General features: G+C 41.9%; 17 protein-coding genes and 1 tRNA gene. 6 read left to right on the top strand and 12 right to left on the bottom strand.

Annotation, left to right across the window (positions count from 1 at the left end; genetic code table 11):
• The first annotated feature begins 2 nt into the window (after nt 1-2).
• A complete protein-coding gene (locus AC04Q1_RS14475) occupies nt 3-707 on the top strand; it encodes a response regulator transcription factor (protein WP_478365302.1) in 705 nt (234 codons plus the stop codon).
• Nucleotides 708-851: 144 nt separating this feature from the next.
• Here the strand turns inward: AC04Q1_RS14475 and AC04Q1_RS14480 are convergent, their stop codons facing one another.
• From AC04Q1_RS14480 to treZ, 5 genes are all read right to left on the bottom strand, one after another.
• A complete protein-coding gene (locus tag AC04Q1_RS14480; protein ID WP_478365303.1) occupies nt 852-1,403 on the bottom strand; it encodes a dihydrofolate reductase family protein in 552 nt (183 codons plus the stop codon).
• Between the two features lie 65 nt (nt 1,404-1,468).
• Entirely contained in the window at nt 1,469-2,203 is a 735-nt protein-coding gene (locus AC04Q1_RS14485; RefSeq protein ID WP_478365304.1) for a DUF6597 domain-containing transcriptional factor, read from the bottom strand.
• A 308-nt stretch (nt 2,204-2,511) separates the two neighbouring features.
• Nucleotides 2,512-3,099: a hypothetical protein gene (locus AC04Q1_RS14490; RefSeq protein ID WP_478365305.1), complete on the bottom strand. Its 588-nt coding sequence runs from the start codon at nt 3,097-3,099 to the stop codon at nt 2,512-2,514.
• Nucleotides 3,100-3,199: 100 nt separating this feature from the next.
• Nucleotides 3,200-7,252, bottom strand: a complete 4,053-nt coding sequence (gene treY, locus AC04Q1_RS14495; protein ID WP_478365306.1) for a malto-oligosyltrehalose synthase — start codon at nt 7,250-7,252, stop codon at nt 3,200-3,202.
• The gene (gene treZ, locus AC04Q1_RS14500; protein ID WP_478365307.1) at nt 7,245-9,104 is read right to left on the bottom strand and encodes a malto-oligosyltrehalose trehalohydrolase; all 1,860 of its coding nucleotides are present in this window, start codon (nt 9,102-9,104) and stop codon (nt 7,245-7,247) included. Before treZ ends, treY begins: the two co-directional genes overlap by 8 nt.
• 153 nt (nt 9,105-9,257) lie before the next feature.
• On the opposite strand from treZ, the gene AC04Q1_RS14505 reads away from it, so the two are divergent.
• The 3 genes from AC04Q1_RS14505 to AC04Q1_RS14515 all read left to right on the top strand — a co-directional run bounded on the left by AC04Q1_RS14505 (nt 9,258) and on the right by AC04Q1_RS14515 (nt 10,758).
• Nucleotides 9,258-9,554, top strand: coding sequence for a hypothetical protein (locus tag AC04Q1_RS14505; RefSeq protein WP_478365308.1), 297 nt, complete (start codon nt 9,258-9,260; stop codon nt 9,552-9,554).
• Nucleotides 9,555-9,588: 34 nt separating this feature from the next.
• Nucleotides 9,589-10,314, top strand: a complete 726-nt coding sequence (locus AC04Q1_RS14510; protein ID WP_478365309.1) for a DUF72 domain-containing protein — start codon at nt 9,589-9,591, stop codon at nt 10,312-10,314.
• Nucleotides 10,315-10,684: 370 nt separating this feature from the next.
• A tRNA-Ile gene (locus tag AC04Q1_RS14515) sits at nt 10,685-10,758 on the top strand.
• Between the two features lie 115 nt (nt 10,759-10,873).
• On the opposite strand, the gene AC04Q1_RS14520 is transcribed toward AC04Q1_RS14515, so the two are convergent.
• Entirely contained in the window at nt 10,874-11,233 is a 360-nt protein-coding gene (locus tag AC04Q1_RS14520) for a hypothetical protein (RefSeq protein ID WP_478365310.1), read from the bottom strand.
• A gap of 65 nt (nt 11,234-11,298) precedes the next feature.
• On the opposite strand from AC04Q1_RS14520, the gene AC04Q1_RS14525 reads away from it, so the two are divergent.
• Together AC04Q1_RS14525 and AC04Q1_RS14530 are read left to right on the top strand one after the other, a co-directional pair.
• Nucleotides 11,299-12,096: a M57 family metalloprotease gene (locus tag AC04Q1_RS14525; protein WP_478365311.1), complete on the top strand. Its 798-nt coding sequence runs from the start codon at nt 11,299-11,301 to the stop codon at nt 12,094-12,096.
• Between the two features lie 170 nt (nt 12,097-12,266).
• Nucleotides 12,267-13,802 (top strand): IS1182 family transposase, encoded by a 1,536-nt coding sequence (locus AC04Q1_RS14530; RefSeq protein ID WP_478365312.1) that lies wholly within the window; start codon nt 12,267-12,269, stop codon nt 13,800-13,802.
• Between the two features lie 180 nt (nt 13,803-13,982).
• Here AC04Q1_RS14530 and AC04Q1_RS14535 read toward each other — a convergent pair whose 3' ends face one another.
• The 6 genes from AC04Q1_RS14535 to AC04Q1_RS14560 all read right to left on the bottom strand — a co-directional run bounded on the left by AC04Q1_RS14535 (nt 13,983) and on the right by AC04Q1_RS14560 (nt 23,376).
• The gene (locus tag AC04Q1_RS14535) at nt 13,983-15,266 is read right to left on the bottom strand and encodes a glycoside hydrolase family 99 protein (RefSeq protein ID WP_478365313.1); all 1,284 of its coding nucleotides are present in this window, start codon (nt 15,264-15,266) and stop codon (nt 13,983-13,985) included.
• Between the two features lie 119 nt (nt 15,267-15,385).
• Nucleotides 15,386-16,828, bottom strand: a complete 1,443-nt coding sequence (locus AC04Q1_RS14540) for a glycoside hydrolase family 99 protein (protein WP_478365314.1) — start codon at nt 16,826-16,828, stop codon at nt 15,386-15,388.
• A 105-nt stretch (nt 16,829-16,933) separates the two neighbouring features.
• A complete protein-coding gene (locus AC04Q1_RS14545) occupies nt 16,934-19,411 on the bottom strand; it encodes a glycoside hydrolase family 95 protein (RefSeq protein ID WP_478365315.1) in 2,478 nt (825 codons plus the stop codon).
• Between the two features lie 137 nt (nt 19,412-19,548).
• Nucleotides 19,549-21,765, bottom strand: coding sequence for a DUF7133 domain-containing protein (locus AC04Q1_RS14550; protein ID WP_478365316.1), 2,217 nt, complete (start codon nt 21,763-21,765; stop codon nt 19,549-19,551).
• A 14-nt stretch (nt 21,766-21,779) separates the two neighbouring features.
• Nucleotides 21,780-22,115 carry a hypothetical protein gene (locus tag AC04Q1_RS14555; RefSeq protein ID WP_478365317.1) on the bottom strand — a complete coding sequence of 112 codons (336 nt, stop codon included), beginning with the start codon at nt 22,113-22,115 and terminating at the stop codon, nt 21,780-21,782.
• Between the two features lie 229 nt (nt 22,116-22,344).
• A complete protein-coding gene (locus tag AC04Q1_RS14560) occupies nt 22,345-23,376 on the bottom strand; it encodes a LacI family DNA-binding transcriptional regulator (protein WP_478365318.1) in 1,032 nt (343 codons plus the stop codon).
• Nucleotides 23,377-23,743: the final 367 nt, after the last annotated feature.

Raw genomic sequence — 23,743 nt, forward strand, 5'->3', positions numbered from 1 at the left:
ATATGTTTTATGATATCGTAATCATTGAAGATGAAACAGACCTGGGCAACGTAATTTCGGAATACCTGAAATTAAGGGGCTTTAGTGTATTGTGGTTTAAGACGGCTACTTCGGCATTGGATTATTACGGCGCAAACCAACTGGATAACAAACTGGTGATTGTTGATGTACAACTCCCGGATATGAATGGTTTCGACCTGGCTACGGAAATGGTAAAGATAAACGCGAACCAGCCTTTTTTCTTTCTTACCGCCCACAACGAAAAACAGGACCGGCTTCGGGGCCTCAAACTCGGTGCGATAGATTATATATCCAAACCATTCGAAATCGAAGAACTGGTGTTAAGGATCGGAAATATCATCAATAAATTTTCCAGTAATCCTAAAGCGGATTCGCATTCAAAACCAGACTATATTACTATTGGCGACATCAGTTACCAAAAAGATCAGTTATTGGTGCTCATGCCCGATGGTAAAGAAATTTCCCTTACCGTAAGGGAATCGGAAGTACTAGACCGTTTGGCAGGAAATATCAATCATGTGGTAAAGAAGAAAGATATTCTTTTAGCCTTATGGGGAAATGACGACTATTTTAACGGCAAAAGCCTCGAAGTGTTTATTTCAAGGTTACGCAGGCTTTTCAAATCCTCAGAACAGGTAAGTATCGAAAACGTTTATGGACTGGGTTATATATTGAAGGTAAAATGAAACAATATGGAAGGATTTAAATGTCCATCATACCTTTCAGTTCCTCCCGCCGTGATTTATCGTTGTAAACGATTTGCTATTCAACGCTCGTTAAAAACGAGCGTTGGCACAAAAAGCATACTGTCAATCAACTGATTTTTTTTTCTATGTATTTTCTTTGGGTTCATAAGTAAGCTCCACAACGCCTGACCGGAATACATTGGTACCTGTTAATTTTAATTCAATCCGCTTTTTTAAATCTTCAAACAAGGGTTTACCTTTCCCCAAAACTACCGGGTGAACCGATATTTTATAAATGTCGATCAAACCTAAATCGATAAATGTTTTGATGAGCTTTGCTCCCCCATACAACCAGATATCCTTTCCCCCTTGTTGTTTAATTTCCGCTACTTTGCCTGCAATATTGGAAGTAATAAACGTCGCTTTATCATTTTGTCTGTCCTGACTTGAAAAAACAAATTTATTTTTAGCATGTATCCCTTGCCACATCATTTTTTCAGCCGGGGCCGTATTTTCATCAGGTTCAAAATTCCCCCAGGCATTGTAACTCACCCTTCCATAAAACATCGTATCTACGCTGGCAATAAAAGTATCAAAGTTCATATCATCATCCATGATACACCAATCAATCTCTCCGTTTGGTCCCTCAATAAAACCATCTAAGCTAACTGCTAAATTTAAAATTACTTTTTTCATAAATCTATTTTTTTAGCAAAACTACGAACAGGCATGCAGTGCTACTTTGGAAAAAATCGACAAAATCAAAGTTGAGAGGGAGCAAGTCCGGTGTTTCTTTTTATCTCGTTACTGAGATGCGAATGGTCGTAAAAACCGCATTCAAAAGCGATTTCCAATAGGCTCTGTTCCGGAGCAGCGTTTTTCATTACAGACAATGCATTTTGAAAACGGATAATATTTGAATAGGCCTTCGGCGAAATTCCAATATGGGTTTTAAATTTCCGTTCCAGTTGTTTTATGGTTGTGCAGTTTCTTTTGGCAATTTCGTAAATACCAAGCTTACCGTTTGAACGGTGGATATCGGCGATCACGGGTTGTAGTTCTCTATTGAAATTCCCTGCCCTTAGCGTAAAAAATTGGTTGAGGTACATGGCCGGATCTTCCATGATTTTATCGACATTAAACGAATGGATTTTATCAAACTCGATGGTACTATTGATCAGCTCATTTTGTGGAGCATAGTTATAAAAGTTTGAGAAAGCCGCTGGTTTTAAGCACACGCCCAATAAATGCGTACCGGCATGAATGAAACTGTCTTTGAAGGAGGTCATTGCACCTACCACATAAGTTTTCCCATAATCCATCGTTACCGAACCATTATCGGTTACACAGGTTTCACCTACATTCATCACCAATCCGGTGCAGCCATCAGGGAAGTTCCGCTCCCATTGTGCGTCATTTGTGCTGCCTTTCAATTCCCAAAAATTGTCTATATAAGGTTGTAATGCCAGGTGGGGTTTTATTTCTTTATACTCCATTCTTTTAAAAGATAGTTACAGTCCGATCATCAACTTTTTTATATAAAATAAAATTAAGCAAATATTTTTATCGTGTAACCGGTTGCATCTTTCAATATCCATCATGCCAATAAAGGTCCTTGATACACCGGCATTTACAGATTCCAATTGTTTGACCTAATAGCCTAAACGTTTAACTTCTTTCATTATAACTAAAAGCCTTGTGTATTATTGTACCAATAACTGAGATGTGCTTAGGTGGTTTAGGTAGTTATAACCATTTAGCAATTAAGGACGATAAGCCTGATTTAGTAACATAAGGTATCCCCTTACAGTTTGTTCCCAGCAAATTTAACCATCTCTTCAGGCCCGGTAATCCTGGTTAATTTCACATCAAAATAAAAAGTCGTTTTTTGCGCTGCCGGAATACCAAAAGCATTATTAACTTTATATTCATGCCTAATTTTCCATCCTCTGAAAAAGGGTTTATAGTGCTTTTTTAAAGAATCGATTTTGGCTGAAAAAAGGGAAGCACTGTCGTTATACAATTTTTGCTCTGCCGAAGCGGCCAATAATTGCTTCCATAACGCTTCCTTTTTACGTTCGTTTTTGGTGGTATCTGTCCGGTAGCCGATCTCTGCGAGTTTGGTAAAAGCTATTGTACTTTTATCCAGGCAGTGAGAAATGCGGTCTGAATTTATCTTGAAAACCGTGTCTTCACGATAAGTGGTATAAGCACTGTCCAGTTTACCAAATGCACCCGCCTTGTAACCATAAGTATGATTTTCACGGGCCTCAAATAATTTATTGATCAGTTCCTTTGCTTTATCTTCCGGTGTTTGTGGAGCGTTTTTACAGGAACTGAAAAGCAGCAGCAGCACCAAAGAGGTATAAGATATGTGTTTTAGGTTAGGCAAATCCGGTCTGTTAAAAGCTGATCAATATCAAACTTACAAAAAAAACAACAATCTGGATGATCACATTTGCCCAACCGAACGTGGAATTTTTAAAATCTTTTCAGCGCCCGTAAAGTTCTGTTTCTGCTTTCAGCCAGTGTATCGTTTTTTCGTTTATAAATTGTTTGCTTGCGCTCCAGCCCCAGTTTCCTTTGGCCTCACCCGGTATATTCATCCTTGCAGTTTCATCCAAGCCGAGGATATCCTGCATGGGGATGATCGCGATTTTGGCGATAGAAGCATAACAAAGTCCGATCAGGATGGCATTGACATTCTGATCATTTACCGGGGTACCTACATAATTGGAGAGGCGATTTTTAAGGTTGGCATCCGTTTCATTTTTAAACCAGCCTAAGGTGGTATTGTTATCATGCGTTCCGGTATACACCATAAAATTGGTGGAGTCGAACTGATATGGAATGTGTACCGAACCAGCTAAATCTTCACCAAAAGCAAACTGCAGTACTTTCATCCCGGGCAGGCCGAACTGTTTTCTCAATTGCTCCACATCCTCCGATATTTCACCGAGATCTTCTGCAATAAAAGGAAGTTTACCCAATTTCTGCCGCATTAATTTAAAAAATGCAGCCCCCACACCAGGCTTCCAGGCGCCGTTTACCGCATCTTCACTATCGGCCGCCACCTGCCAGTAATTAGAAAAGGCCCTAAAATGATCCAAACGGATGAGGTCGTAGATCTGTTCACTTTTCTTCAAACGGTTTTCCCACCATATAAATCCATCCGCTTTCATTTTCTCCCAATTGTATATGGGCATGCCCCAGAGCTGTCCTTTTTCATTAAAATAATCAGGAGGAACGGCAGCAACCTGGGTCCTGTTTCCGTTTTTGTCGAGTAGAAAATTTTCGCGCTGCGCCCATACTTCAACAGCGTCGTAATCGAGGTAAAATGGAAGATCGCCGATCAGGCTAATTCCTTTAGCGTTTGCATATCCCTTTAACCTATACCACTGACGATAAAAAATAAACTGGCTCCATTTTATTTCTTCAATTTCGGCCAGGTTGCTCTGCTCAAAATCAACAATGGCCTGCCTATCTTTTAACTTAAATTGTTCCGGCCAGTTAAACCACTCCTTGTACTGATTACACTGCTTGATGCGGGTATATACCGCAAAATCGTGTAACCAGCTGTGTTCAGTTTTGCAAAATGCATCATATTCATTTAGCAGGTTTTGATCTGCCCTGCTTTTAAACAGTTGATAGGCCTTATTCAACATCCGCCCTTTAATTTCTTCCGTTTTTTCGAAATCTAGCTGGGCTGTTTCGGGTAACCTGCAGGCATTGAGATCGCTTTCGCTTAGTAGGCCCTCTTCAGATAAGCTTTCCGGACTGATCAGCATGGTGTTTCCGGCCATGGCCGAGCTACTGGAATAGGGCGAATAACCGCTATCCTTTTTGGTAGGGTTAAGGGGCAGTACCTGCCAGTACCGTTGTCGGGATGCAGCAAGAAAATCTACAAATTTAAAGGCGCCCGGGCCTAAATCGCCAATGCCAAAAGAAGATGGCAAGGCCGTAACGTGCATGAGCACCCCTGCAGCACGTGCATTGTTTTTAGGGATCAATTTGATCACGGCCAAGGGCTTGTGATTAAACAACTGGCTGATCAGGACACCTTCGTGTAAAGGGTCTTTATATTCTTTTTTTCCGGTAAGCAGGTTTTCCCAACCAAGGGGCGCATCATTAGGTAAAACTACTGCAGTGTCTTCCCAGTCAAAATTGTCGGCCTGTACATGTTGGATTTTACAGCATTTAGCCAAACCCAGAGGAACCACCGTAATTAGCCAGCGCTGATGATATTGCCTTGCAAAAGCACAGATGTGTTGGTTATACTTACCAGTAACCTGCAATGGGATATAGGCACCACGCTCAAAAACTTCGGCCTCCGATTTTCTGATCTTCAGCAAAGTTTTGGTCAGCCATATTTTTATCTTTCCCGAATACCTTTCCTTCCACAGCGTTTTAAAATCAATTGGTGTATCAACTGCCGCCATCAGGCTGGCCCTATTGTCGTAATCAACAGGTCGTCTGTTATCGGGATCAACCAGGCTCAGATCCCACAATTCCGTTCCCTGATAAATATCCGGAATGCCCGGACAGGTGAATTTTAAGGTAAGCTGACCTAAACTATTGATGATCGCGAAATCAAAAATCTGTTTTAAAAATTCCCTGATCAAACGACCGCTCTCCTGTTCTTCGGCTAAAATAGCCTGCGAAAATTGAGTTAGGTTATCCTCATAATCTTCATCAGGATTTGCCCAGTCCGACCGCTTTTTTGATTCCCTGAGGGCTTTTACAATAAACTGGGCCAAGCGTTCATTAATATCAGGATCATCACCTTCCTGAAAGGGCAAAGCACCGATAATGGTCTGCAGGAGCAGATAAATATCGTTATCATGTAACTGTTTAAAAGACGGATGCTGTTTTTTTATGGCTGCAAAACTCTTTTTTAGTTGTAGCACCAATTGTGCCCACTCTTCCGGAAGATCACTAAGCACACTTAATCTAGCCCTGACATCCTCCCCTTTTTTGGTATCGTGGGTGGCGCTTGCACTCATACTTAAGGGCCAGTACTGTTGACGTTGGTGCATTTCATCATGAAACGCATGCATCGCCATCCCAAAAGCATCAGGTGCATCGCCCACTTCGGTATGGCCTACAAAACGGTTATAAGTAAACATTGCGGTATCTTCTACCCCTTTAGCCATCAGTGGACCTGTAAATTGCATACAACGCTGAAAAAAACGACTTACTTTTTTGTTGTAAACGTTATTTGCTTTCCCGGGTTTCTCTAAAAAAATTTCGTTCAATAATGCTCCCGCTTTAGTCAGCTTTTTATCAAGGAGAATGGGGCTTAACAAACTTTGAACAGCAACAGCATCTGCCTCAGCAAGCGGAAAACGATAATGATAATACCGGTATACAGGCATGTTGATGAGCATTTTGGCAAGTGCCATTTTAAGGTCGGCCAGGTTAACGGCAGAAAAATCGGCCAGTTTAAGTTCCAGAAGCAGTGTGAATAAATTATCGAGTTCACCCTGCATATGCTTAAACAGAATATTGCTTTTCTTTTCTTCGATCAGGCTGGATGGATTGAGTTTTTTGCCTGTTACCTCCTGATACAGTTTCGTGAAAGACTTTTCTGATTCCTGATTGGTAAAAAGATTGTTTACCATGGCCAAAAAATCGTAACCGGTACTGCCTTGCACCTTCCAGTTTTTGGGCATCTCTTCGCCTTGTTCAAGAATTTTTTCTACAACGATGTAGACGTCTTTCCCCACCGCCTTCCGAAGCCGTTGAAGATATTCCTTAGGGTCAGAAAGCCCATCCACATGATCGATCCTTAAACCCTGGAAAACACCTTTTTCCACCAGTTCAAAAATGTAGCGATGGTAAAGATCGAAGGTTTCCTGATACTGCATATTGAGGCAGATAAGGCCATTAACGGTAAAAAACCTGCGATAATTGATGTTATAATCGGTTTCCTGCCAGTTACACAAGCGGTAGTGCTGGTTTTGCAGAATTCCGGTTAAAGCGACAGTGTCGTTATTGATTTTCTTTAAGTCCTGTGCCGAAAGCATTTTAGTCGTTTCCGCACTTACCGGCCAATCGGAACCGCCATCATTTATATAGTAATTGCCTTTAACTTTCCGTAAGGTCAATTTATGCTGAGCAATTGTATCTTCCAGGTCTTCACCTAAAAACGGCACCATCAAACGTCCATCGCCCTTTTCCAGATCGATGTCGAAAAAAAGAGCAAAATCAGAATCCTTTCCTTTTTGCAATACATCCATTAACCAGGCATTAGCCGGATGGAAGGCCATGTGGTTGGGAACGATATCCTGAAGCCAGCTGATCCCGGCCGCTTTTAACTTTTTAGAAATCTTTAACAGTTCGGCCTCGGTACCAATTTCGGGATTGATCTTCAATGGATTTACCACGTCATAACCATGCGTACTTCCAGGCATCGCCTCAAAGATTGGTGAAGCATATAACGTACCGATCCCCAGCTCTATCAGATATGGAATGATGCGATCTAAAGATTTAAGGTTAAAATTTTTATGAAACTGGATCCGATAGGTGGAAGTTGGTTTATACATCTGTTTTAAAAAGAATAAGAATGGATTCGGGAAATAAAGTGATCTGGCCCTCAGCCGATACACGGTTCGGCTCTTGATTTGGCCCATCCCATTTGACCAGGGAAGAATCCAACAAAACCGTTGAATGCTGAAATGCCGGATCAATGGTTAAGTATTGTTGTTGACCGGAAAAATTGAACAGGGCTATGATTTGTTGACTGTCGTTCCAGCGCTTTAATTGGAGACAGTTTTTTTCAGGAAAGGCTTCTGCAGCAACCTTTTTCCGATCCAGGTTAGGTAGCACCGGATTTTGTTTGCGTAGTGCAATCAAAGCCTGATAATAACTGTGCATGACCTTGTGCCCCGGCTCACCTGCTTTTTTCCAATCCAGTTTCGACCGTTCAAAGGTAGATTCATCCTGCGGATCGGGCATTTCTCCCTGAGTGTGGAAAGCGGCAAATTCTGCCTTTCTTCCTTTCCTCACGGCTTTTATCAGCTCTTCATCGCTATGGCTAACAAAAAACTGGAAAGGATTAGTTTCTGCCCATTCTTCGCCCATAAATATTAAGGGCAAAAACGGACTGCAAAAAACGGCTCCAGCCATTACCTTTAACATTTCGAAACTCAGCAGGCTACTGCTTCTTTCGCCCAGCATTCGGTTACCCACCTGATCGTGGTTCTGCGAAAAAACAATGAACTTATCACCTGAAGCATCTTTTGCCGGCACACCAAACTTTTTTTGCCGGTGTGCCGAATACTGTCCGGTGTACACATAAGCATCCCGATAAGATTTGGCCAGATCTGCCACGCCGTTAAAATCCGAATAATATCCATCCTTCGGTTGGCCCGTACAAACCCGGAGCGCATGGTGAAACTCGTCAATCCATTGGGCGTCCATACCGTAACCACAGTCGCTTTCCGCACGGATATACCGGTCGTCATTTAAATCCAGTTCCACAATCAATTGATATGACCTACCCGTAAGCTGAGTAAGTTTTTCGGTGCAAGTTTTAATTTCTGCCAGAATATGAACCGGACTAAAATCTTTGATGGCATGCACCGCATCTAACCTTAAAGCATCGATATGAAAATCCCTGAACCACATCATGGCATTTTCGATAAAGTAATTACGCACGGCATCAGAACCCGCATCATCAAAATTAACGGCCTGCCCCCAGGGTGTATGGTATTTATCGGTAAAATAGGCACCAAAATCGGCAAAATAATTGCCTTCAGGGCCCATATGATTATAAACGACATCCAAAATTACAGCCAAACCTTTGGCATGGCAGGCATTAACCAAATGCTGTAGCGCCAATGGTCCACCATAGGTATTTTGCACCGCAAAAGGCAATACACCATCATAACCCCAGTTTCTGTTGCCCGAAAATTGAGCGACCGGCATGATCTCTATTGCCGTAATGCCCAGTTCGACAAGATAATCGAGTTTGGTTTCGATAGCCGCAAAATCGCCCTCTGGTGTAAAGGTTCCGGTATGGAGCTCATACATAATAAAATCACTGAGGCTTGGAACTGTCCAATCCGCATCTGTCCAGGGGAAAGCACTAACATCAAAGGCGGTAGATAGCCCATGCGGCCCTTCTGTCTGAAACAACGCTGCAGGATCCGCACGCTCAATAGTTTTCCCATCAGCTAATGTCTTGATGCTAAAACTATACTGTTCTAATGGTTTGATCTGGTCTGTTTTCAGAAACCAATAACCGAAGCCCTCATCATGAAGATCTAAAACCACTTTGCGGTCTGATCTTAAAATAGAAACCTCCTCCGCCAGCGGTGCCCAAAGTCTGATTTCAGCGTCTCCATTTTCATTAAAATTTAATCCGATATTTCTTTTCCGTAGGTCTATTTCCATTGAAGCGCTTTTTAAAAAAACAAAAAATATGCATCAAAGTTTTGGAGAAGCAGAAAACCATCGAATGTCTGTTGGACAAAAAACAAATAAAACAAATCCGAACCAAAGGCTCATTTTAATTGTTTTTAAGGTAAACCATTAAAAAATATAAACATGAAAGATGTACCAATGAGCATTTCGAAAGAAGATTTAAAAACATTAAAGCACAAGTTCGACGATGGGGTAATCGAATCGTTATGGAGTGAAAACGGAGAACTAACATATATTATCAAAGATGGGTTGGACTTAAATGAATATGCGCTGGCCGCTAAACAGATACTGGAAAGCGACCGTGATATCGCACACGATTTTACGGGAAAGGTTACCCATCAATCAGAGACCGGATCTGCCAGATTTGAATATCGCTCAGGATGGTTTTTAGATGGGATCGCCAATGGTGAAACAGAATAATAAGCGGTTATTGCGGTGTTAATTATCATCATACATGAAATCAGCTAAAGCTTACATCGGTACATCGGGGTGGAAATACCGCCATTGGGAAGGTACTTTTTATCCTTCAGAACTTAAAAAGAAAGATCAGCTTCAATATTTCACGGCGCATTTCGATACTGTAGAACTGAACAATTCCTTTTACCGTCAGCCAACACTGCAAAATTTTCAAGCCTGGCAGGAACAGGCTCCGGCGAATTTCACCTATGCCGTTAAAGCCAACAGGTATTTTACCCATTTAAAAAAACTGAATGTTGCCCCGGAAGAAATTGTTGAATTTTTAAATGCCTGCCGGGGTTTGGAAAATAAGTTGGGCCCGATCCTGTTTCAGCTGCCACCAAAATGGAACATCAATACGGAACGTCTGGAAAGATTTTTAAAAATGCTCCCACTACAATACCGCTACACTTTTGAATTTAGAAACCCAAGCTGGTATCGTGATGAGGTGTTTACGCTCTTACAAAAGCACAACTGTGCCTTCTGTATTTATGAACTTGCAGGGCATCAATCGCCCATCGTGGCCACTGCCGACTTTGTATACATCAGGCTGCATGGGCCTGGAGAGAAATACCAGGGTTCGTATAGCCGGCCGGATTTAAAAAGATGGGCTAAAATGTGTAAGGCATGGCTAAATGAAAAGAAAGATGTTTATGTATACTTTGACAATGATCAGGAAGCTTATGCTGCTTTTAACGCGCTTGAAATTAAAAAATTGTTATAAATGTCGTTTAGGCAATTTGTCTTCGCTCATCTCGTTGGCATTTTTAACTGAGGCAATCAATTATTCTTTGATCCATCATAGTGATACAAAGATATACATGGCGTTTGCTGCATCTGATCGAAAAAGATTGACCGAGTTGAGAATGAATTTCGAACACTATGATTTAGATCAATAAACTTTAAAATAACCGAATTTGTTAATGTGCTAGGAGGCCTGCAAGAAAAAATAGCTCATTCCAATCTATTGATAAGATTAAAACGCTGAAAATGAGTTTAAATTTATTTTTCCTCAAAAAATTGCGAGAAACATTTTCCGAAATTCAATTCAATTTTGTAACATTGCACTCGCAAAAAAGGAATACCTTTTTTCCGGGCCTATAGCTCAGCTGGTTAGAGTAGAAGACTCATAATCTTTTGGTCCCTGGTTCGAGCCCAGGTGGGCCCACTGCTTTAAACCCCTTTAAGAATAACTTGAAGGGGTTTTTTGTTACCTTGATTTTATAAAAGCACCTTTTGAAAGTGGTCTGATTTTAATTAAAATGGGCAGTTCAGACTGGCTGCTAATTTGATATTTCACTTTTAACCCATTCCAATTGGTACAAATTTAATACACCAGGTTCAATTTTTAAATCGGGTCTGAAGTATAATATACCTGTTACGAAATGGCGGATAAGCTGGTTGCTGTTGGTGATAACAGCATCCGAATCTAAAACAGCGCATTCTCTCATGAGCGTACCAGATTCAGGATCCAAAACATAAAAGTTTAGTAAGAAAGGACCGCCCTCTCCCATCTCGCCCAAAAACACATCATATTTTTCATTCTGCGGACGAATTTTCAAATCATCGTAATTTAATGTTTTAATCAGTTCTATGTCGTTGTAATAATTAATGCCATTTTTAGCTATCGTTATTTTGGTCACATTATTTTTCGTTTTTTTTCGCATCGTTACCATCAGCCATCCAAAAAACCATACCCATAACAATTGTGTGCTTAAATGCCTGCAAAGAGAACAGTACAGAAAAGATTACAGAGACTACGGTCAAAGATCCGGTTGGAGCCGACAAAATAGCTCAAATAAAAGCTTTGGGCTTTAGCACAAATGGCGTGATCAAAACAGTAGATGGCTATATTGTTGAAGGCGATCTACTTTTGACAGAAGAAAACTTAAAAGCCCTGCCTGTTGGTACAAGTTTAAATATCGCAGAAACTGAACAGTACAGGACTACAAATATCGTGAGGGGACTACCGCGTGTGGTAACCATTTCCCTGACCAACCTGCCCCAAAAATTTAGTGATGCAGCCAATGCGATGATTTCCAGATATAATTCCCTGGGCCTTCGTTTAACATTTCAACGCGCAGCAGCCGGTACAAGGGGAAATATCGACCTGCTCGGATTTTCAGAACCAGCCGATATAAATGGGCTGGTTACCCTGGGCATAGGCAGTTTTCCTAATGCATCGGGAGCGCCAGGTAGTCGGATCCAGATGAACACCCATCCCGATGCCTATGGAGGAAGAACTACAGCCTACATCACCTCAGTGATCCAGCATGAGGTGGGACACTGTATCGGTTTCCGGCACACCGACTATTTCAACCGCGATTTCAGTTGTCCTTTTGACGCCAGAACGAATAACGAGGGACAGGGAGCTAATGGAGCCATCAGGATACCGGGAACCCCTTCAACAGCTGATGCAGGATCTTTCATGCTGGCCTGCGCCGGTTCGGGATCAGGCACTTTTAATTCAAACGATATTATTGCGCTCAATTATCTGTATAGATAATAAGGATGCCTAGGTTTTGTTTAAAAGAGAGAGGCTGTATCATAAATCATGATCAGCCTCTTATTTGTTTAGGTGCGTTTTACTGGTTCTTTTTTACAAGATTTATTTGGGTTTGACATTGATATAATGACTTGATTTTCATATATTTATTGTATAAAAGCTACTAAGATATGGCGATCAGACAACCCGTATTTAAGCCCTATAACCAGCAGCAGATTCTTGCTATACCGCCCACTCTTGATGAACTGATCCCCGACTCTCATCCTGTTAGGGTAGTAAATGAGGTGATCAATAAGCTTAACATAGAACCTCTGTTAAAAGCCTACCACATTAAAGGCAGCTCCAGCTACCATCCCCAACTTTTGCTCAAAGTTCTGGTCTATGGCTATGTTACCAATACTTATTCGAGCCGTAAGCTGGCAGCCGCCTGCCGGGAGAGCATCTACTTCATGTGGCTGAGCTCCATGAGCTACCCTGACCACAACACCATCAATCGTTTCCGGGGCGTACGTCTTAAAAATGCGCTTCGCAGTGTATTTGAGGAGGTGGTAAAACTACTTGCCGCTGAAGGCTTACTAAGCATTGAGGAAATCAATACCGACGGTACCAAGATCGAAGCCAATGCTAATAAGTACACTTTTGTCTGGAAGAAATCCATTCAGACCAATAAGGAAAAAATGAAAAAGCAACTGACTGATATTTGGCAGTATGCACAACAGGTGGCCAGTGATGAAGACAAGATGCCTGAACCACCTGATTTTAAACAGATTGATAGCCAGAAGGTAAAACAAGCTGTAGAGCAACTCAATGAAAAGCTTGCCGGACGGAAAGATATAGACAAGAAAGTGAAGGATAAGCTAAAGTATGTAACTAAAAACTATCCGCAGAATATAGCCAAATATGAAGCTCAGGAGGCTATTCTGAGCGAGAGAAACAGTTGTAGCAAGACAGATAGGGATGCTACCTTCATGCGGATGAAAGAAGACCATATGAAAAACGGGCAGCTAAAGCCCGGCTATAATGTACAGATATCTACCTCTAACCAGTTTATCGTCAATTACACGATACATCCCAATCCCACCGACACCACTACACTGAAGGCCCACCTGGAACAACACCTGAGCAGCTTTGGAAAAGCACCAAAGAAACTTACCGCAGATGCAGGATATGGTTCTGAGGAAAACTACCAGCTGCTGGAAGATCAGAAAGTTGAGGCTTTTGTCAAATATGGCATGTTTGATAAACAGCAGAAGGGCAAGTATAATAGCAAATCTCCTTTTGCCCCAGACAAGCTTTTTTATAACCAGCAGCAGGATTGTTATATCTGCCCAATGGGCCAGCAAATGTTCTCAATTGGGTCTTACACAAAAAAGACGACAACAGGCTTTAAGCAAACCCTTAAAAGATACCAGGCAAGGAATTGTGAAAACTGTCCTATGAGAGCAGTTTGCCATAAATCAAAAGAGAACCGCATCATTGAAGTCAATGAAAACCTGAACCGGCTCAAGCAAAACGCATTCGAAAAGCTGAACAGCGAAGAAGGAATACAGCGGCGAAAGAAACGATGTTACGATGTAGAACCTGTCTTCGGAAATATCAAACAGAACCACGGCTTCCGCCGCTTTATGCTCCGTGGAAAGGAAAAAGTGGCCATCGAATGGGGTTTAATCGCAATTGCACAAAACATCAGGAAAAAAGCAGCCTAAAAGCGCTGTTGCTTTCACCTTTTTCAAAATCAAATGACTAAAATGCAAATGAACGTGCTGGTGTCCAAAGATGGTACAAAACGTACTAAAATAAAAAAAAGGCTGCATCATCTAATTTGATACAGCCTCTTTTTTTTTTACAGTCATAATAACGCATGCGTCGTGAACAAAGGATCCTGATTAATATGATTTGATATGATTAATGCGATATATTGGAACGTCTTCTTTAAACGGCACTTCTTTTCTGAGCATTTTGCCGGCATATCCGGTTAGGAAAAGGTAGAAATCTTCGGGGATATCCTGCTCAAAAGTGACAAAGGTGCTCGCTCCAACGGGAGGATTTTTTGATATTTTGAAAATGGCCGTACCCTCATCGATTTCATCAAACATGGCCACATAAAGCATTTCAACACCGTTATTAATAGCTGTAGACAATTGTTTCCAGAAGAAACTGCCCCTGTTGCGCGGTATTTGGTCTGAGGGAGACCTGGGATTCATATTGTGCCAGCTAAATCCTGGAAATACCACCCCCACATAGTCTAGCTTATTCTGTTTGCACCATTTCATATCATCCTTCTGGATTTCAGCATACCGGCCATAACTGGATTCATTTTTAAACCGACCTACTGTCCAGGGATGAACGATATCGGCCTTTTTTATGATCTGGTGAAGCAGTGGATTTTTCTCGGTATCATTTCCAAATTCACGCCAATAAGTGGGAACACCAAGCATAACTGAGCAACCCCCATAAACCGGATCATTTTTCAAAAAGTCGACGATCTTATCCACATGCTGCAGGGAGTACCTCCGTCCGTCACTAAATCCTACGCCCCATATGACCACAAGCGGTTTACCGTTATGATAGAGATAAGTCTGCTTATTTCCCCTTCTGGTGATTTTCATACTGTCTACCAGGTTTTTCCAGTCATTGATCAGCACCTCACCCACATCTCCGCCCATTCCCGAAAGGTCATACATTACTGCAATTGCTCTTTTATATTTCTGGGAAGACTTCAGTGCATTACTTAAGACCGTATTAAAATGATTGCGCCCTGACCTTCCTCTGATCTCGGCAACGAAACGCTGCATAAAAACACCATCTACGCCATATTCCTTCATCCATTTAAAATGGGTATCTACTGTTGAAGCATCGTGGGCACTACCTACAAAAGCCGGCTTACCGTTTGCAAGTACAAAAGGGGTTTGGTATACTTTTTTGAGCTCCCGGGTATCGGGCCAAAGATCCACATTCGTACTTCCGGGAGCAAATTTCCCTTTTGATGTATAGTGGTACCAACCCCTATCGGCTCCATCCCCCGGGGCATTGTGCCAGCCCTGGTAACCGGCCATAATCAATCCTTTATAGGATAAAAAACTGGATTTTTTGCCATGCTTGGTTTGCGCTGAAGCATTTAAAATTAGCCCTGCAGCAAACAAGACTATACAGATCTTTTTGTTTAACATTTTTATTTTTTAAATTCGGGCAACTTTGCCCGACAAATATTATTTACCGAAATTTTCTATTCCTAAGAGCACTTTAGATTTACTAAGACCATCTTTACAAAAAATAGTCTGCCATAAGGCTATTTTCGCTGAGGCATCTTAATACTTAAGGGCTTCTCATTTCTAAGCATCCTGGCAGCTTCTCCGGTTAACCATAAATAATGATCCGAGGGTTTGCCATCCATGGTGATAAAAGATGTAACATTGCTTACCGGAGGATTATCCGTTCCTTTAAATATTGCTGTTGCCTCATTTACTTCATCAAACATGGCCACATAGAGCATTGTAGCGCCCGCATTGATAACAGTACTGATTTGTTGCCAGTAAAACCGTCCTCCCTGTCTTGGAATCGATGCTATAGGCTTGATATCATCAGGAAACTCATATTTACTTAAATTGTGCCAGCTAAAACCCGGATAAATACACGGGACGTAATCAATATGGTGATCGCGGCACCATTTCATATCTGCTATCGTATTGTCGCGTAACCGATCCATATCATTATGCAGTAAAGGAGAATAACGCTGTACCGACCATGGCAGTACGACATCGCTTTTCGCAATAAGTTCATGAAGATAGGGGTCATTAATGCAATCTGCATTGAGCGTGCGCCACGCCATCGGAACCCCGAGCATTACCGAGCAACCGCCATATATCGGATCGTTTTTGAGGAAATCGATAAATTTGTCCAGGCCGATATTACGCATGTTATAAGGCCTGTCAGGAAACCCGATCCCCCATATGGTAACCAGAGGCTTACCATTGTGATGAATGTAAGTTTTTTTTCCTGTCTGATTCGTTACCCTGAGCTGGTCTACCAGATATTTCCAGTCTTCGATTAGTGCAGAGCAATCTTCTCCTGATTCCTTAAGACCGGAAAGATCATACATGATACCGATCGCCCTTTCATATTTGGAAGCCGCTTCAAAAGCATTTTTGAGGATGGCAGAGGCATCTTTATTCCTGTTTTTAGCATTGTTAAAAAATCTTTGCATAAACACTCCGTCTACCCCGTAATCTTTCATCCATTTAAAATGAAGATCTATGGTGCTTTTATCATGAGAGCTGAAAAACTTAGCCGTTTGTCCGTTACTCAGTTTCCAGGGCGTATCATAGGTTTTCTGATACTCGCTTATATCTGGCCACATATCGATACCACTGCGTTTTTCATCTCCATAAGAATAACTTTTTGAATTTGTGCCATCACCTTCGGCCCTGAACCAGCCCTGATAGCCAGCCATTACCAGTCCTTTATAAGATGGATATTCCGTGTGCCTATCATGTTTAAGCTGTGCATATCCATACAACGGAGAGAAAAGCAACAATGTAACGCATGTAATTAAAAATTTGACCAATAAATCAAGAACATTTTTATGGGGCAGGTCACTACATTTTTCATTTCCGGTATATTCCAAGGGCACTTTTGGGCTGGTTTCGTCAGGATTAGTTGTACTCTTTGAGTAATTGAACCTGAAGTAAAAATAAGTGTTTTCGATGTTTGCGCCTGATACAATTTTATACATACAAAATGGATTTATTTGGTTAATACATTGCCAAATATATTTTCAAAGTCTTAACGAAATCTTAAAAAAAAATTAACGCACAGATATATCTGTTCTTTTTCCTTTTTAATTATGCATGGTTAAGGTTTGCCCTGGCTGGGTTTTAATGTCATATAGAAATGATTTACCAAGCTTCAGTGAATTGATTTTCGCTTCTCCGGCAATTAGTGGCCTTTTCTGTGCCTCTACCTCAAAAAAAATATTCGGGTTTTCTCCTTTTGCATGCATTGGTATTTTTCCGTTAGGGAACCTGATCTTACTGGGTAAACGCAATCTGCAGTTTCCTCCGAGCACAGAATGTACAACCAGTTTTTTCAGTTGTCCATCTTTCCAGCTGATATCGAAACTGAAGCCGCCACGGGACTTTAGCCCCTTTACTTCACCATGTTTCCAAATCTCCGGCAGTGCCGGCAAAATATTGACAAAGCCGTCGTGAGATTGAAGCAGCATTTCAGCTATTCCTGAAGTACAGCCAAAATTTCCATCGATCTGGAACGGTGGATGGGCGTCAAACAGATTCGGATAAGTTCCCCCATCCTGTCCGCTTGCTGCCAAAGCGGCCGGACTCAGCTGATCGGTGATAAGTTTGAAGGCATGATTGCCATCAAAAAGGCGCGCCCATAGATTCACTTTCCATCCCATGCTCCATCCGGTTGATTTATCACCCCTATTGATTAATACAGTTCGGGCTGCATCAAAGAGTTCCGGATTATTGTAAGCAGAAATTTGATTGGAAGGATAAAGCCCATATAAGTGCGAAACATGGCGGTGTCGATCACCCGGTCTGTCCCAATCGGCTAACCACTCCTGAAGCTGACCGAAGCCTCCAATTTGCATCGGAGGAAGTTTGGCCCTAAGGGATTTCAAACTATCGGCAAAAACAGCATCCAGCTTCAACACCGATGACGCTTTGATCACATTACTGAACACATCAAACACGAGTTGGTTATCCATAGTGGTGCCCGCAGAAAGGGATACATCTTTCTGGTACTCGTTCTCCGGCGACATAGACGGTGATATAACCAGCCATTTGTGCTCGGGCTCTACCTGCAGAACATCGGCATAAAACACTGCGAGCCCTTTAAGTACAGGATACATATCCTTCAAAAAGTTCTTGTCTCCGGTGTAAAGATAATGCTGCCACACGTGTTGTGTGAGCCAAGCTCCACCCATGGGCCACATGCCATAATATCCGCCATCGGTTGGTCCTGTAATGCGCCAGATGTCGGTATTGTGATGCATATTCCATCCCCGGGCCCGGTACATTTTAGATGCACTCATTTTACCCGTTACAGCCAGATCTTTGAGCATACTGAATAAAGGCAGGTGCATTTCAGAGAGATTTGTTACCTCTGCAGGCCAGTAATTCATCTCAGTATTGATGTTTACGGTGTATTTGCTATCCCAGGGTGGTGCAATTTCAGCATTCCATTTGCCCTGAAGGGTGGCGGGCTGGTTGCCTGGCTGTGAACTACAGATCAGCAGATAGCGTCCAAATTGGAAATAAAGCGGTACCAGAGCCAAATCATCTCCTGATTTGAACCGTCTTATTCTTTCATCGGTAGGTAGTTTAGCCGCATCAGAAGAACCTAGATCGAGTTTTACCCGGTCAAAGTATTTTTTGTACGCCCTGCTATGAGCTCCTTTTAGTAAGCTGTAATCTTTCCTTATTGCCTGATTCAGAAAATTCAGTGCTTTTTCATATTCGTTAACATCAAGTGTTTTATAATCCTTAAAATTGGTAGCAATGGAAACATACACTGTGGCAGCATCTGCGCCCTTAATGCTCAAACTGTCTTTGTCTGTACTGACTTTTCCACCCTCGGTTCTCGCTTTAACAAGCGCTACATAATGTACCATTCCCTTCTTCCCTTCCAAATTCCCCGAGACGCCATTAAGTCTTAACATGTCATTTTCAGCCGCAACCGTAAAGCCAGGCATCGGACTTTTCATACCAAAATCAACATTGATACTTTTAGGGCGGCTCGCAGTTAGCCTGATAACCAGCACCTGATCTTTGAGTGAGATATAGGTTTCGCGGGTGTAGGTTACATCTCCTTTCTTATACTTCACTGTTGAAATTGCATTTTCGATATCGAGATCGCGGTAGTAATTTGTAACAGCCCCAGAGCCATTGGCATGAATAAATAAACTGCCTGCGAGCTGAAACTGCATGCCATGGTGATAACCATTATTACCTGCGCGTTCAAAAGTATAGTTAGCCAATTGCTGGGCCTCCTGATACTTTTTATCAGCTAAAAGTGTACGCATTTCAATAATATTTCCATAAACATCGGTCAATACATTATTTCCCGGACCACCTGACCATATGGTCTCCTCGTTCAATTGTATTTCCTCATTATCAGGGTTTCCATAAACCATTGCAGCCAGCCTTCCATTACCCAACGGTAGCGCCTCGTTCCAGTTACTAGCCGGCCTGTTATACCAAAGCCGCATCGGAGCAGGATTCCCCGTTTGTGCAGAGGAACCCAGGATAGAAAAAATGGCGGTCAAAATGGCCAGGTTAATTCTTTTAGATAACATTTTTTTTAGTTAAAGTATTCAGTTTATAAATTGGCAGTGTGGTTCATGTAACTCTCATTCCACTCCCCTGTAATCTTTGTCAGTTCAGATTCAATGTGGTTTTGATGCCAATTTTCATTGATATCACCTATTCAAGATCATTTTGATGAATCCAGTTCAGCAACCGTCCATGGTTTGGTGCGTGATGCATGTTCATCTCTTACCCTTTTTACATCAGCAGCTTTGATTATACTTGCTTTATTGCCAATATCATTTCGGATATAGCTTAGTACAGATGCAATGTAATCATCAGTATTGAAACCCAATGCAGGCATCACGTCGGGATAGGTCTTGGTATTGATTGGGCCTGTGAGCCCGTGCAACAATGTTTTGATCAATCTTTTTGGATCGCCTGTTACATCTTTGGACGAAGCCAGCGGTGGTGCAGGCATTTCCTTCCCGCCTATAGATACACCTTTGCCATCAGCCCCATGGCAGGTTGCACAAAGTTGTTTAAAAATCAACGCACCTTCTGTGACCAGTTTACGCTCGGCATCTGCCAGCTGTTGCGCATTCCGCGCCGTTGCTGCTCTGGCATCAATTTCGGATTGGTATTTCCGTTGCGACTCTGTTAGTACCGGAATTCCCGTATTCATTGCCAGTACCTCTGTTAACAACACCTTTGCCTTTTGTGTGGTTGCATAGCGAAGGCTCAATGCCAGTTGAAAGCGCACATCATTGCTCGGATCGCTTTTTAATGGCTCGAGTGCGGTGAGCAAACTGGTGTTTCCTGCCCTGAGCCTATCATCACAAATCCATACAGCTGTCTTCCTCACCTCAGCATCCTGATCCTTAAGACCCTGGCACAGGGTTACTTCATCTAGAGATTTCAGGCCATTAAGCGTCCATAAAGCATGAATACGTGCGAGGGTACTATGGGAATGGGTCGCCATGGTTTTTAATGCCGGAACAACAGATCTGTCTGCCCTGACTACCAATAATTTCTGTGCATTATCTCTCCACCAGCCATTTGGGTGTTCAAGGTAAGCAACCAATTCACTGCTGGTTTGCTGCAACATCTGCGGCCGTTTTTTATCTGGTTTCAGACCATCATAAACTACCCTGTAGATGCGGCCGCGGCCGATATTTTTATCCAGGCCACGGGAAACGATTTTATCCCTTAAAAAGCTTCCCGGCTGGGTCCAGTTTCCTTCCTGGATAACGCCTCTGTACATATCAACGAGGTAAAGACTACCATCCGGGCCGGTTACGCTGTTTACGGGGCGGAAGTTCATATCGGTTGAAGTGATAAATTCTTCCTGATGGTAAGCATTGGTAAGCGTTATTTTTCCAGAAGTATTGCTCACTTTAGCCCTCCGGATCAGGCGCCCTACCGGTTCACAGATAAAAAGGTCGCCCCTAGCATCATGCGGCAGCGCTGTACCTCTAAATATGGACTGACCGGTGCAGCCAGTGAAATGGTTGAGCGTACTGTCGGGCCGTAGGCGACTTACACCACCTTGTACATCCGGCGTAGAAATGATCGGCCAGACTGCCTGAAAGTCATCGTCAAACTGGTCCTTAAAATCAAGCCTTCCATAAACCGGGTTCTGTTGAAAACCCAAAGCAGGCGTTTCAGATCCTGCCGCAGAAAAATATAACCGTCCATAATCATCAGCTGTAAGCCCCCACTGCCCCCCCGGTCCTTCAGCTAAAAATTCGCGTTTAATTTGCCCGTCGCTATAACTATAACGTGCATTCTCAACTGTAACGTAGATTTTATTGTCTATGTTCCAGATCAGACCACTTTTTTGGTGTTCAAGATTGCCCGTGTTTATGGCATCGTTATTAAAAACCATTTTTTTCTCATCCGCTACCCCATCTCCATTGGTATCGCGATAACTGTAGATATTATTGGAGTTGGTTTCATTCACCAATAAACGGTCGTCGAGGGTCAGGATCATCCGGGGCAGTACGAGTTTATCTATAAATATTACAGATTTATCCATTTTACCGTCGCCATCAGTATCTTCAAGCCTTTTCACCGAACATACGGCCTTCATTTCACCTTTCCCATCTACATCCTGCATATAAGTGTTCATTTCTGCAACAAACATCCTTCCGTTTCCGTCCCAAACAATTGCTACAGGCTCATGGATCATTGGCTCACTGGCTACAAGTTCAAGATGGTAGCCCTTTTGGAGATGAATGGTTTTCATGCTTTCTTTAGGATCCAGGTATGCCGGCGATGGACTTGTATTTACAATAATTTTTCCATCAGGATCACGCTTAACAGCATTTTGAGTGATTTTACAATTGTATACCACACTCAATAGCAACAGCATACAGATTAGATTTTTTTTGTTTCTTTTCATTTCGCTCATTTGTATTATTTTTTATCGAATAGCCGTTTGGTCCCACCCTGAAAATTCTGATGAAAGTCGTCCGCTATACTAAGTGCTTTTTTCAATGACAATATCAAGGACTTTTCTATCCCAATGATCACGGTACCGTTTACAGGTTGCCAGTCTTCTACCGTAGCTTTACAGGCATCAGGAGTTATCAGTTTTTGGATTACCGCAATTCCAATGGCTATCGTACTCTGGTGACAATCTACCGTTTTACAACAAAAGAGTAAAAGCGGGTGCTTTGCCACGTCGGTAATATGTGCAATTGCCCAACAATGGCCCACTAAGAGTAAAATTGAAAGTTCGAAAATCCTCATAGATCAATTATAATTGTTGTACCAACCGAGAGATCCATTTTACGTTTAAATGCTGACACCTGATCTGGTATGCGGAAAACTTTTTGGTTAGCAACTTTTCTCAAACCTATTATACACGGATTAATAAATGCTTAAAAAAAGGTTAACAGCTTAACCTCTTTCTCAACAAGACCAGCTATTTCCAGTCATATTCCATTTCATCAAACCCAAAACTACCATTGCCAATCCCCTATGGTTTAACTGTTTTAAATCTGGGAACACTCGAGCTCCTCTGGTTTAGTTTGCACGGTACATTCATAGTAAAGAATGCATCGTGATCATTTTTGCCAGATAGTTTTGACAAAAGTAATGTCATGATGTTTTGTGCAATTTTCTTCAACGGCTGTTCGATAGCGGTCACGGGTGGCGATATATACTCTAATAGTTCAAAATCATCAAAGGATACCAGTGCGATATCATCTCTAATCTTTCCGGGAAAGGTCTTTAAGGAGCGTATACCTTCCATTGTAATGTAGTTCGCTCCAAATATGATCGCTTCGGGATTTTCTGAATCTATAAAGTTCTGAATTTCAGCTACTGTACCCCCAGGTATACTGTAGTTGATTTTTAATACGGATTCATTCCCTCCATCTTCTAAAATAGCCTGACGGTAACCACTTAGCCGGTCGACCATTTGCTGCTGATCCGTTTTTACGGTTATAAAGGCGCAGCGCCGATAACCATTGTCGATGAGATGTTTAGTTGCCCCGAAAGTGCTGGCAAAATTATCAACAAGAACATAATCTGCTGAAACATTCGGCAGGTAACGATCAAAAAGTACAACAGGTGTACCTGATGTGATAAGTGCTTTTATTTCCTGCTCAATACCCTCCGGTGCTGCAATAATATAGCCGTCTACACGCCGTTCGGTAAAAACATTTAAAAGTTCAGAAAATTTATTTTTTTCATTTCCTATACTGCTAAAAAGTATCTTATAACCTTTTGAGGCAGCCACTTGCTCGAGGAAACCAGCGATACCAAAAAAGAAAGGATCAGAAATGTTATCCACAAGAAACCCGATCGTATATGATTTGCCGGTCCTGAGCGCCTTGGCAAAAGAATTCGGACGGAATCCGAGCTGGGCTACCAGATTATTCACCTTTGCAGCTACATCTTTACTGATATGCTTTTCTTCAGATTTCCCGTTTATCACAAATGAAACGGTAGTTGTAGAAATATTGAGCTGACTGGCAATATCTTTAATCGATATTTTTCTTTCCATCGGAACAGTTATATTAGTGATCATTGAATTTACCGTTAAAGAAAATACTTCCATATCAACCCTAAACTGATGAGTTGTTCAATTCTATTTGGTTAGTATCGAGATCAAAAGTATCTCAGCCCAATTAATAAATCATTAAAAAAACATTAAAACCTGTTGTTTTAGAAAAAATATCCAGTAGGGTTTATTTGCCACCGTCATTAATTTGGCGCAGCTTGAAGTGTCATATAAAACATTAATCCAATGGCAGGTATAATAATATCCCTGATTTTTAAAGTCTGAGCAAAGCGTACGTTGCAATTGAACGGCACAAAACCAGGATCAATCCTGATCGGTTTTCGACATAATTATTCTGTTTAGCGTTAAA

The organism is Pedobacter humicola (assembly GCF_056490705.1).